Source organism: Actinacidiphila glaucinigra (genome assembly GCF_900188405.1).
Classification (GTDB): domain Bacteria; phylum Actinomycetota; class Actinomycetes; order Streptomycetales; family Streptomycetaceae; genus Actinacidiphila; species Actinacidiphila glaucinigra.
Genome location: NZ_FZOF01000011.1, coordinates 143,135 through 153,887, shown reverse-complemented (window position 1 = coordinate 153,887; position 10,753 = coordinate 143,135). Strand labels below are relative to the sequence as shown.

The following is a 10,753-nucleotide window of genomic DNA, read 5'->3' as shown; positions in this document are numbered from 1 at the left end:
CGCCGCGTCCGCGAGACCGTCCCAAGGCGTTCCCGCATGACAGGTCCACGAGCCCGGCACGACCCGCCACGATCAGCACCGCCAAGGCAATGCCGGCCCAAGTTGCTACACCGGGTCAGCGCCTGTCCGGCGCGACCAGCTGGACCAGCGCGGCCTCAGGACGACGCCCACTGCGACCAGGTCCGCGGCGACGAGAGCTGTGACGCCGACCCAGCTGTAGGGCAGAGACATGGCGGCCGGAAGGGCCAAGAGCAGGGCGACCCACTGCAGAACGGTGGTGATCGCCGGCAGATCCTTCAGCACCGCGCCCCTCCAACTGCGGAACGCGGCGATCCCCCACAGCAGGGGGAACAGGAGGCAGCCGATCGCGGCGACGGCGAATATCGGCACGGCGATCAGGTTTCCCATGTTCGCGGCGACACCAGGCGAATCGTCGCCGGGGATCACCACCGGGTGTTCCACCTGCCACTTCGCTTGGAGCAGGCCCTGCACGAACACGGCGAAAAACACGCCCGAGGCCAAGGCGGCCGCGCCGTACCAGCGCCAGAATCGGCCCGTCGGCACCACGCCGGTCGCTGCCACCGCTGTTCTCCTTGTCCGTCCGACCGGCCCCAGCCTCGCCGGTCCAAGTGCCCGTCCGCGACTCGCGGTCAGCGTAGGGGATCAGGATCGCCGAGGAGCGGCGCTGCCGTAGGAATCCACCTTTGACGACAAGCCAAGCGGGCCCCGTCGTTCACAGGTCCTGTGTCCATACCCCGGCAGGGTGCTCGTCGGGGTGCAGATCCAGCCGGGGCTGGAGGTCGAGGAGGTCCTCTCCACCGGCCTGCCAGGGATAGGCTCCGTCGCGGTTCGGCCAGACGACCTGGAGAAAGGGGAAGGGCGGCTTGCGGTAGTAGCCGATCGCGGCGCCGAAGAACGCCCTGTACCAGCGGTAGTCGACGGGCTTGAGCACGACGGGGACGCTCGTGACGTCGTCCCGCTCCTGGTCCCCTTCCAGGGGATGTCCTTCAACAGCGCGCCGACCGAGGTCGTTGAGGATCGTCTGCATCAGGCGGATGTCCAGGCCGAACATCGCAAGCTCGGGCATCCGGTGGCGATGCCACATGCCGATCGTGTAGGCCCAGCCGGGTCCCTGGTTGTCGGCAGGGATCATCATGACCTGCCAGCCGTGCTGATGGATGACGTCGACGGTCGCCTGGGTGTGGGGATCCATTCCGTGGCTGTCCTGGCAGACAACGCAGTGGCAGGCGTCGTGACCGGTGGGCATGGCCGTGAGGATACGGGAGTGGTTCGGCCTCGGATCCGGCGGGAGTGAGCAGGACTAGGGACGCTCCCGACCGCGGCCGTGAGGCCGGAAGACTTCGCCGCTCAGATCGACACGATCTTCGGTCGGTGGCCTCCCTGTCCCCGTGGCCCGGTGTCGTGCGGGAACAGGGCGCCGATCGAGCTTGTCGCGGGCAGGTGAGAGCCGGCCCGGTTGACGGTCAACGTATGGCCACCTGGCCATGCCCGACCCCAGCCCGGGCAGACCACCGGCCATAGAGCGTGCCAACGCCGCGGTGGTCAGGTGTCCGCTCTCGGGCCGCGCCCTTCCAGCACGCTGATGAACGACTCGGCTGCCGCAGGGTCGCCGGCGAGCCTTGCAGCCTGCCGTATCTGCTCTGGTGACATGCGGGAGGCGAACTGAAAGATCTCGTGGATTCCATCTCCGTTGCCGTACCGGAGCATCGTCAGGAACCAGCGAGTCGCCTGGACCAGGTCCACCTGGCCGGCTGTTCCATCCCGGTACCAGCACGCAGCGGCGTTCATGGCCCCTGTGTGGCCGGCCTCCGCAGCCTTGACGTAGCACTCAAGCGCCTCTGCGTCCTGGTCATCAGCGGAGAAGAGATCGCCGAGGCGCGCCCAAGCCGCAGGGATTCCCCGGTTCGCAGCGGCCCGCAGATGCGTGACCGTGGCGTCGAACGAAAGGTACTGCCCCTCTGCCTGAATGTTCGCCGACGCCAGGTTGTACATGGCGTAGGCGTCACCGGCCGCGGCGGCTTGCGTGAACAGCTCAACAGCCCGGTCCCGGTCAGCCGGCACCCCCAGCCCCGTCGCGTAGAGGTGTCCCAGACCACGCTGACCCGCCGGATCATTCTGCGCAGCAGCCATCTCGAACCACGGGTGAGCGCCACGGGGGTTGCCTTCCAGCTCCAGCTCGATCGCACCGAGCAGGGTCTGTGCTTGCGCGTCGCCCTGGCGCGCGAGAGGAACGAGCTTGGCCTTCACGGCCGCAACGCGCTCGCGGGCATTCCGTCGCCCTGCAGCATCAGCCCCCAGGTCCAGCAGCTGCCGGGCGGCGTGCTTCGCATCATGCGTCGCCCTTCCTGCGGTCACGGCATTCTCCTCGCCCTCGATCGGCGGCGCTCGCCCGCGCCATTCCGCAGTCTGCCGTGTCACTTGGAAGGTCCCGCGATGGCCCCATAGCGTCTCTCCGGGGCCTGGTAGCGGCCCGTATGCCCGCCACTGGCCGCGATCGTGCGCCGACTGCCGATCACAAGGCCGGCGCCAGACGGTCACGCATCAGCACGACGCCGAGCGATGTGTGCCTCCAAAAGGCGGACAGCCAAGTCGTGCCGCGTCTGGAACGCGAGATGCATCGGCGTCAGTCCATCCGGCGACGGGCGCTCGGGGTCCGCACCGTACGCAAGGAGAATCGCGGTCGTTGCCGCATCCAAGGGGTTGCCCGTCTGTAGAGACCCATCCACCTCGCCATCGATCGCACGCAGCAGTGGAGTCCAGCCGCTGAAGCCATGGACCTCGTCCGGATCGGCGCCCGCATCCAGCAGGCGGGTCAATTCCTCACGGTCGTCCATCTCCACGGCCAGATGCACCGGAGGCATGTCGCCCGATTCGCCGTCGTCCACGGCGCCGGAGCCTAGTACTCCAGCCGTAGATCGTGATCACGGAGCGGAGGCTGCTCGTCGGTAGTCTGCCTACGTGGCGGAGACCTGGGACGAAGTGCAGCTGATCGCGGACGGCTTTGAGCGTGTGTACGTCGAGTTGGAGTGGTACGACGGCCCCCGCTTCGGCCTCGCTGACGTGGACGGCAAGCCCCACTACTTTCAGAACGACGACTACGACCACGCCCACGAAGCCAACGAGTACCGTGCCTGGCCCGCCGACGAGGCCGCGGTGGAGCTGGAGCGCGAGCAATGGGCGATCTTCGCCCGGTGAAACCAGCGCTATGAGGCCGGGACGGTCACCTCTGAGAGTCATCCGGGCCACGGGGGAATCGATGCCCGCTACGACGAACTGACACTGCTACTGGCCCCGCACCGCCAGGCACCGGACGACGCGCGTCGGCTTGTGGGCGAACTGCGGCTCGACGCGGGTGCTCGCTACCGGGTCGAGGGGCTCGACTACTGGTTCCGGTGGCGTCCAAGCAGGTGAGGCCGCCGATGATCATTAGGTGTTGTGTGGACATCCAATGATCACGCGGCGGCCTCGGGCGACAGCGTAGTACCCGCCCGATGGAAGCGTTCGAGGGTCTGATGAGGCGGATAGCAGGCCGGTTCGCCAGGGTCGAACCACGTCGCCGGGTACGGCGGTTGGTACTCGGGCTCCTGTCGGACCTGCCACGCAAGAACTGCTGGACCCTGGCCGAACACGCAGGCGACGCCAGCCCGGACGGCATGCAGGACCTGCTGCATGCTGATCGATGGCGACGACCCGGATGCATGGCCAGTCGTCATGTGGGCGCGCGGACCGGCCACTACCTTTCGGTTCGACTTCGGGCATGGTCCGGTTCTTTCATTCCATGGCCAGCGGCGTGTACCCCACTCCCGACTGGATGCACTCTGCCCAGACCCGATGGACACAGACGTCGGACTGGCTGCACCGGGGCCTGGATAGCTCTGCTGGACCCGCCTAGCCGCCCGACCAGGCCTGTTACAGGTTTCTCTACCCCGCCGCCCACAGCGCGATGGCGCGCGGCCCTGCGGCTCGGGCCGCGCTCCCGTCTCTGCCCCGCCCCGGCCGCCGGCCGCCCGTCAGACGGCGAAGGGGTTGCCGAGGAGAAACCCGCTGTGGTCCGGGCGGTCGGCTCCGCGGCTTTACGCAGCCAGCGTGGGGCGAGCCTCGAAGATCGGGACCCACCTCGGGCTATTGCGGGCAGGCGAGGAGTCAGCCCGATTCGCCGCCAGCGTACGGGCCCCGATCTCTCGCCCCATGGCGGCTCCTGCCCAAAGCCGCTACACCGACCCGAGGACTAAGGTGCAGGTCTCTTAGGGGGTGAGATGGCTTCTCTCACGATCACTTGGACCCTGCGCTACCAAGGCTGGGCCCACGTGAAGGTTGCTGACGATCAAGGCGAATCAAAGGTCATCGCCTCTGACATCACCGATGGGCCCGAGCAGTTCTTGAACGCGATTTGCAGGCTCGTGGAAGGCGATGCGTACACGCGTGCTGAGTTCGAGGGGGAACCAACGGCCTACCGGTGGTTCTTCCATCGAGACGGCTCCGAGGTCGACATCCGGCTCGCCATGGCTGAAGACCGCGAGGCGCCGGATGCATCGGGTGCCGTCTTGTGGTCGGGGCGGCACTCGATCTCGGCCCTGTCGCGGTCGGCTGTGCATGCCTTCGACCAAGTCGCGCATGAGCTGGGCGAAGAAGGCTACGCTGCTCAGTGGGGCCGCTCGTTCCCGCGAACCGAGCTCGAAGCACTACGAACCGCGATGCGGATACAGGGAAGCTCGATCCCTGACATCAGCGCCCGATCTGCTGACCAGACCGAGGGACCTCAGCGGCCGTAGCGTCCAAGGTGCGCACCGGGATGGCTGCGCGCGCCCCAAGCCGGGCCGTCCCTGGGTCGTCCGAGGACAACCGACGTTGACCAAACAATGGCAGTCAACGATCACAACGACATAGGTCGCGGGCCGCGTGTTGCGCATCGGCCCAGGTCGTGAGCACAGCTCACCACTTCCAGACGAACTGTTCGCGCAGCCCCGAAACGACCGCAGGCGGTCAATCCCGATGCGTTGAGGATCACCGCATGAAGTCAGTCGTAGCAATGGGCGTATGGCTATACGACGGCACGGTGCCAACGACAGTCCGCATAGGGATGCTGGACTACGACTATTGGTACGCCATCGGCGAGGCGGACGGAACCCTGCAGCCTGGAGAGGCACCGGATTTGAATGAGGACGGCCGCCTCTACTACGTCCAGCATCTGCCAGGCCAGCCTGCCTGCGACCAGCCGTTCTGGCCGGCCACAGAAGGGTTCCACACGCTCGCGGAGGCAGTTGCTTCAGCAGAAGCCACCGTTCCCGGCCCGATCTCATGGCAGCAAGGACCTCCGCACCACTAGATCGGTCGAGCAGGCTGCAATGGCCGTGCCGCCCACAGAACACATTGGGAGGACGGGCGTGCCACACCCGTGCCAAGTGAGGCGGTGCCGAACGGGGACTTACGGGAACCGGTGACGGGGTCACTCTGCCGCAGGTCAACGTCCGCCCAGGGGTTGCAGCCTCAATCTTCCAAACTGGCGCTCGACGCCACCGCCAGGCCACAGACCAAAGCCGCTCCGGCCTCGTATGCATGGGAGCCCGCTCATCGGCTACCGTCCTGTCAGACGTCGGTGCCACCAGCCAGCCCCGAATCTGACGGGCGCCGCAGGATCCGGCAGCGTCCGCCGCTCGAATTCCTCGTCGAGTAGCGCGACAATCTGCCGAAGCTCACGGCGGGCGCGCAAAGGCAAGGCCTCCAAGATCGCTTCGACGTTGTCCCGGCCGGCCAGCGGATCGTGGCACGGACAGTCCGCGAGTGGCACATAGAGCCAACGCCCGGGGCGCCGAAGGAACTGCTCGAACTGGTTGAGGGAATCGCGCAGGCAACCTGGCCAGAACCGCTCGGCCTCCAGGCGCCGGACAGCACCCTGAGCACTACGCCCAAGGTCGGATATCTGACTGAACCGCCGGGAATCACCCCGGACCGACTGCGTCTGGGCGCGCAACGCGCCGGGCGACCTACGCGGCATCGCCCTTTCGGATCAGGATCACACCGTCATCATGCCACGGGGGCAGACGCTACCCACCCTGATTGCCGAGCTGGCCAGCCAAGCCCTCATACGACCGCCGCTCGACCGGGCGCCAGCGGTGCGCGTTGGCACGCATGCTCGGCGGCTGCCCCGTTGTGAGTTTTTCCGCCGTCCTCGTTGCCGACTGATCGCTCACTCGCCGCGGTCGTGAGATACGTCCTGCTTTGCCACCTGCAACGGTGACCGTGAAGGCATACCGGCTCCTCGGTTCACCGGCTGTTCGCATAGCCTGCGTCCATGTCCGGATCCGAGCACGTTCTTGACTGGGTGCAGCGCTGGTATGGCTCGCAGTGCGATGGTGACTGGGAGCACGAATGGGGCGTGGCGATCGGGACGCTCGACAACCCGGGCTGGTCCATCAAGATCGATCTTGAGGAGACCGACCTGGCGGATCGGGAGTACCCCCGACGGCAGGTCATTCGGAGTGACCATGACTGGGTAATGGCTTGGACCTCCGGGAAGGTGTTCCACGCCGCCTGTGGGCCCGGCAACCTGACCGAGGCCCTCACACTGTTCAGAGCCTGGGCGACCGTGCGCGGCGGGACGGGCGCTTCCATCACGCCGTGAGCGCGGGGCGGCCGCCCACCTGTCCGACGTCACTGTATCGACCACCGGAACTGCTCGTCCGGTTCCTCCCGACGCTCCAGCACTCCCGCGGTGGCCAGGTGCAGAAGAACCTCATGCAGGGCATTCCCCAACGGGTTGTCCGTCCAGAACACCCATTTGATCCGGGTGAAGGCCTCGGACTCGCCGAAGATCCCCAGTGAACAGCCCACCACGAAGGCGGCACCGTCCCAGTCCGTCCAGTCTGGCAAGCCCTCGGAAAGATCCACGAACCAAGCCTGCCAGCATGGCATCAGGCCCGGTGCACGATTCCGGCGCAGCCGCGGGAGCTGCACACCGATCACCCGGGTTCGAGGCGGGCCGGTCCCGGGAGGTCTGCAGTCAGAGGGGTGTGCCAGAGTCTGCGCATGCTCGAGATCGTGGTGAAGACGGAGAACCGGGAGCGGCACGTGCGTGTGCCCGCCGAAGAGCTGGCCGGGTTGGTTCGGCGTATCGGTGGTGAGGGTGACCGGTTCCTGGTGATCCAGCGGATACCCGACCTGCCCGACGTCTTCGCCCAGGTCTGGCACCAGTCCGGTGGTGACTACACGCTGGAGTACCGGGACGGTGCCGCCGACCGACACTTCGAGGCCATGACCGGCGGACCCGAAGCCGCGATCGCGGCGATCACCGGCTGGGCCCGCCAGGAGGCCGGTTGGGACGGTGGCCTGGCCTGGTCGCTGCTGGACATGGGTCCCGCCCGCGAGGTGCCGCCGTTCGACCTCGACGAAGACGAGCGCGTGGAGCTGGAGAAGTGCGTCCGCGCGGTGCTGGTCGGCGGTTACGTCACCCGTGCCGAACTGGCAGAACTCGCCGAGGAGTACCTGGTCACCGAGGACCGCCGGCCGGTTTCGTGCGACCAGGCCGAGGCGCTGGCCGACCGGTTGTGGCTGGAGCGGGTCGCGGAGCAAGCCGCATGGCAGGGCGAGACCGACCCTGAGCGACTCACCCGCGCGTTCACCGCCCTGCAGGAGACCGGCATCACAGCCCGCGAGCACTTCAGCTGCTGCCGCAACTGCGGACAGTCCGAGATCGGCGGCGAAGGCAAGCCCGATGCCCGCGGTTTTGTCTACTTCCACACCCAGTGCACGGACTCCGCCGCGGCCGGCCACGGACTGATGCTCCTCTACGGCGGCTTCGACGGCTCGACCGAGACCACCGCAGCGATTGGCCACGAGGTCGTGGCCGCCCTTGAAGCGGTCGACCTCCACGCCGAGTGGGACCGTGATCCCGGCCGAGCCATCACCGTCACGCCCCTGGACTGGCGCCGCCGCCTGATCGGCTAGGGACCGGCGTCAAGGAGTGCACCCGTTCGGCGAGGTCGTGAGACGCCTCGTTCCGAAGGCCAGGTGTGGCCGTCCGGAGTCGACTGGTTGGATCAACGCATGACGGATTGGTCGACACTCATCGACGCGTATGGTTCAGCAGGGCACGTGCCTGCTCTCTTGGACCGGTTCGAGGCCGATCCCAGCGGTGTGTGGTCCGAACTGATGGACCACTTGTGTCCGCAGCTGGACACTGCCTTCACCGCCAGCTTCGCAGCACTTCCGCGCTTGGCCGAGATCGCGACCGCCGCCGGCTCGGAGAACCTGGGCGGGGTGCTGTCGGCGGCGGGAGCCATCGCTTCCTGTTCTGCGGAATGTCCCTGGCCGCGGCTGAAGACCTTCTCGGCCCGGGGCGCCCGCACCCGGCCCACCGCCTGAAGGGGCCCGATGTCGACGGCTACCCCTACTCCTGGGACGGGCTGCAACTGGTGGTCACTCAGCAGGCCGTCAGCGGAATCCGGATCAACCTCTGGCCCGGTTCGACCGCCAAACTTCCGCCCCTCGTCCTGCCTGATTCCGAGGCTTACGAGGCCACCGTCCTCCGCGAGGAACTGGTCGCCGCCCTCGACGGCGCTGGCTGCCAGCATGCGGTCAACAGCACTCTCACATTCGGCGAGCAGTCGAGCATCCTCACCCAGCCCGCTGACGTCTGCGCGGTCTTCAGCCTGCCCGGACGGGACAACCACGTGCCGCACCGTGATCGGCACTACCTCGACGTGATGCACAAGCACACAGCTTGACATCGCTGCGCGAGTCGGTGGATCCGCACTGGGCCAGCCCATCGCGCGCGAGGCAAGTCTCCAATGGGAGGTGTTCAACCGCCTGCGTGCCGCTGACGGCGTCCACTGCCTCAGCGCGCTCGATGATGAGGCGATTCACGACTGGGTACGTGTGGACGACCGGTTCCACGAGTTCGTGCTCGTCCCCGCTCGGCTGGGCAGCTCACCTCGTCGTAGCGGGTCGCCACCACTCTGCAGCCCTTGAGCGCGTTGACGGGCGTCATCGAGGGGCGACTGTCACAGCCGGCCTATACGCTGCGAGCGCTCCATGACCTGATGACCGGAAGGCACGATGACCCGCACTACCCGTCCGACGGCTGAGGCGATACTCGCCGCGATGCCCGAACTCGCGTCCCACGCGCGCGACGCGGTCATCTTGCATCCCGAGCGTGCAGAGCCCGACCACTGGAGCAGTTCCATCGGCGGACCACTGCTGTGGCCGAGTGACGAACCGTGGCCCGAGTGCTCCCTGCCCGACGTGAACGACGATGCCGGCTCGCCTGCCACGGCCATGGTGCCGGTTGCGCAGATCTTCCGACGCGACGTGCCGGGCTCCTGGTGGCCCGCCGGCATCGACCTCTTGCAGATTCTCTGGTGCCCCAATGAACACTGGGATCCTCCGGCCCCTCAGGCCGACGTGAGCCCCGTGCTGGAGGTGCGATGGCGCCGTGCCGCCGCCGTGCTCAGCCCCACGACGACTCCGCCGCCGTCGCCCACACGGTTCGACGAGGACGGCTACCTGCCGCAGGCGTGCGCCATCACGGCCGAGCGTGTGACCGACTTCCCCTTCCGGGAGGAACTGCCGGCGGAGCTCCGTCCGCGCCTGGAGGAACTGGTCCGCGAGACCGGTGACGGCGGTGACGTCATCACCCGCCTCGCCGGCTGGAAGCTCGGCGGCTGGCCGACCTGGCACCTGACGCACCCCATGGTCTTCGCCTGCGATGAGTGCGGCACGGCCATGACACTCATGTTCACCGTGGCCAGCGACGACGAGACAGGCGTTGTCGTCGGCCGGTGGGGGGACCTGCGCATCTTCACCTGCCCCGCCGACCACCGCCACGGGTTCCAGGTGGACCTGCACTGACGTGCGCCTGTCCGGTGGCTCCCCTTCCTACCTGGACGGGCACCGCCACGCCGCACGGCGCGGACCTGCGCGACACTGGCCCAGTGGAGTGGTTCGAGCAGGCCCGGGCAGCGGAAGAGGCCCGCGATTGGGATGCGGCCATCGCGTTGGCGAGTGCCCACGCCGAGTGCTACTCCCGCGATCACTACAGGCACAACAACCATCTGTGGCACATGCATCTGCTCGTTCGGGCGGAGCGGTTCTCGGAGCTCGCGGAACTCGCGCGCACGGATGTCCACGCACGCCGGAGACTCAACAGCTCACTCGGCGAGCGGGGGATGACAGCGGCATTGCGCAGCCGCGCCGAAGACGGCGACCGTCATGCTCTCTACGTCCTCGTCCGGCTGCTGTGCGAGAGCGATCGGGTCCAGGAGGCCGATCGCGTGGCCCAGGACCTTGGCCCGGAGGATCAGTACGCGCACCAGATCGTGGCAGGCTTTCGACCGCTGTGAGGCGCCGCGCGGTTCCGTACGCTGGCCCCGCCCCGCCCCCCGCCCTGGGTCTCCGCGGCCGCCGCTCCGGGCTCGCCGACCGGATGGCGCACCCACCACACTGCCCCGCGAAAACGCGTCAGATGCGTGATGCGTGCCGGAAGGTGGAGGAAATGTGGCCGGTGCCCGGATACGGCATCCGACACGTACCTGCTGTGCGCATTCTGTTCGCTTCCCGTACGCCTTCTCCGTATCTGATGACAGACGGCTGTGAACGCGGCGGGTACGCTCCCGCCCGTCCATTGCCGTCTCGCTCTGGGTTGCACGCCCGGCGTCCGGGCTGACAACGTTGTCTTCTGGTGAGGCCGAACTGTGCGTGCGTATCGCGACGCTGGAGAGGTTACGTGTCCATCAGA

The 10,753-nt window shown here is 67.5% G+C and carries 14 protein-coding genes and 1 pseudogene; 10 read left to right on the top strand and 5 right to left on the bottom strand.

The window, feature by feature from the left end; translation table 11 throughout:
- Positions 1-105: 105 nt before the first annotated feature.
- The 4 genes from CHF15_RS22970 to CHF15_RS22955 all read right to left on the bottom strand — a co-directional run bounded on the left by CHF15_RS22970 (position 106) and on the right by CHF15_RS22955 (position 2,906).
- Complete coding sequence (locus CHF15_RS22970) at positions 106-582, bottom strand: hypothetical protein (RefSeq protein ID WP_089225743.1); 477 nt, start codon at positions 580-582, stop codon at positions 106-108.
- Positions 583-733: 151 nt separating this feature from the next.
- The gene (locus CHF15_RS22965; RefSeq protein ID WP_245938982.1) at positions 734-1,267 is read right to left on the bottom strand and encodes a DUF4262 domain-containing protein; all 534 of its coding nucleotides are present in this window, start codon (positions 1,265-1,267) and stop codon (positions 734-736) included.
- 296 nt (positions 1,268-1,563) lie between these two features.
- Positions 1,564-2,376: a tetratricopeptide repeat protein gene (locus CHF15_RS22960; protein WP_179279920.1), complete on the bottom strand. Its 813-nt coding sequence runs from the start codon at positions 2,374-2,376 to the stop codon at positions 1,564-1,566.
- A 179-nt stretch (positions 2,377-2,555) separates the two neighbouring features.
- Positions 2,556-2,906 carry an ankyrin repeat domain-containing protein gene (locus CHF15_RS22955; protein ID WP_322975698.1) on the bottom strand — a complete coding sequence of 117 codons (351 nt, stop codon included), beginning with the start codon at positions 2,904-2,906 and terminating at the stop codon, positions 2,556-2,558.
- Positions 2,907-2,979: 73 nt separating this feature from the next.
- Here CHF15_RS22955 and CHF15_RS45810 point away from each other — a divergent pair, with 73 nt between their 5' ends.
- From CHF15_RS45810 to CHF15_RS22930, 5 genes and pseudogenes are all read left to right on the top strand, one after another.
- Positions 2,980-3,216: a hypothetical protein gene (locus CHF15_RS45810; protein WP_245938981.1), complete on the top strand. Its 237-nt coding sequence runs from the start codon at positions 2,980-2,982 to the stop codon at positions 3,214-3,216.
- Positions 3,217-3,533: 317 nt separating this feature from the next.
- Positions 3,534-3,704: pseudogene (locus CHF15_RS43960) on the top strand (IS701 family transposase); the annotation flags it as partial.
- A 573-nt stretch (positions 3,705-4,277) separates the two neighbouring features.
- A complete protein-coding gene (locus CHF15_RS22940) occupies positions 4,278-4,793 on the top strand; it encodes a hypothetical protein (protein WP_089225739.1) in 516 nt (171 codons plus the stop codon).
- 239 nt (positions 4,794-5,032) lie between these two features.
- Complete coding sequence (locus CHF15_RS44455) at positions 5,033-5,347, top strand: hypothetical protein (protein ID WP_143681619.1); 315 nt, start codon at positions 5,033-5,035, stop codon at positions 5,345-5,347.
- Positions 5,348-6,313: 966 nt separating this feature from the next.
- On the top strand, positions 6,314-6,643 hold the full coding sequence (locus CHF15_RS22930) for an immunity 53 family protein (RefSeq protein ID WP_089225737.1): 330 nt from the start codon (positions 6,314-6,316) through the stop codon (positions 6,641-6,643).
- Between the two features lie 29 nt (positions 6,644-6,672).
- Here CHF15_RS22930 and CHF15_RS22925 read toward each other — a convergent pair whose 3' ends face one another.
- Complete coding sequence (locus CHF15_RS22925; protein ID WP_143681618.1) at positions 6,673-6,909, bottom strand: hypothetical protein; 237 nt, start codon at positions 6,907-6,909, stop codon at positions 6,673-6,675.
- Positions 6,910-7,047: 138 nt separating this feature from the next.
- On the opposite strand from CHF15_RS22925, the gene CHF15_RS22920 reads away from it, so the two are divergent.
- The 5 genes from CHF15_RS22920 (at position 7,048) to CHF15_RS22905 (ending at position 10,358) form a co-directional block, all read left to right on the top strand.
- Positions 7,048-7,965 (top strand): DUF6891 domain-containing protein, encoded by a 918-nt coding sequence (locus tag CHF15_RS22920; RefSeq protein ID WP_089225735.1) that lies wholly within the window; start codon positions 7,048-7,050, stop codon positions 7,963-7,965.
- A 99-nt stretch (positions 7,966-8,064) separates the two neighbouring features.
- A complete protein-coding gene (locus CHF15_RS45030) occupies positions 8,065-8,382 on the top strand; it encodes a hypothetical protein (RefSeq protein ID WP_179279907.1) in 318 nt (105 codons plus the stop codon).
- Complete coding sequence (locus CHF15_RS22915) at positions 8,319-8,744, top strand: hypothetical protein (protein WP_245938980.1); 426 nt, start codon at positions 8,319-8,321, stop codon at positions 8,742-8,744. The genes CHF15_RS45030 and CHF15_RS22915 overlap by 64 nt, the downstream gene beginning before the upstream one ends.
- Positions 8,745-9,120: 376 nt before the next feature.
- Entirely contained in the window at positions 9,121-9,867 is a 747-nt protein-coding gene (locus CHF15_RS22910) for a hypothetical protein (RefSeq protein ID WP_245938979.1), read from the top strand.
- A gap of 83 nt (positions 9,868-9,950) precedes the next feature.
- Positions 9,951-10,358 (top strand): hypothetical protein, encoded by a 408-nt coding sequence (locus CHF15_RS22905; protein ID WP_089225782.1) that lies wholly within the window; start codon positions 9,951-9,953, stop codon positions 10,356-10,358.
- The last annotated feature ends 395 nt before the right edge of the window (positions 10,359-10,753 follow it).

Excerpts from the sequence above, each read along its gene's own strand:
- CHF15_RS22965 (WP_245938982.1), bottom strand. The coding sequence starts at position 1,267 with ATGCCCACCGGTCACGACGCCTGCCACTGCGTTGTCTGCCAGGACAGC.
- CHF15_RS22940 (WP_089225739.1), top strand. The coding sequence starts at position 4,278 with ATGGCTTCTCTCACGATCACTTGGACCCTGCGCTACCAAGGCTGGGCC.
- CHF15_RS44455 (WP_143681619.1), top strand. The coding sequence starts at position 5,033 with ATGAAGTCAGTCGTAGCAATGGGCGTATGGCTATACGACGGCACGGTG.
- CHF15_RS22930 (WP_089225737.1), top strand. The coding sequence starts at position 6,314 with ATGTCCGGATCCGAGCACGTTCTTGACTGGGTGCAGCGCTGGTATGGC.
- CHF15_RS22920 (WP_089225735.1), top strand. The coding sequence starts at position 7,048 with ATGCTCGAGATCGTGGTGAAGACGGAGAACCGGGAGCGGCACGTGCGT.
- CHF15_RS45030 (WP_179279907.1), top strand. The coding sequence starts at position 8,065 with ATGACGGATTGGTCGACACTCATCGACGCGTATGGTTCAGCAGGGCAC.
- CHF15_RS22915 (WP_245938980.1), top strand. The coding sequence starts at position 8,319 with ATGTCCCTGGCCGCGGCTGAAGACCTTCTCGGCCCGGGGCGCCCGCAC.
- CHF15_RS22910 (WP_245938979.1), top strand. The coding sequence starts at position 9,121 with ATGCCCGAACTCGCGTCCCACGCGCGCGACGCGGTCATCTTGCATCCC.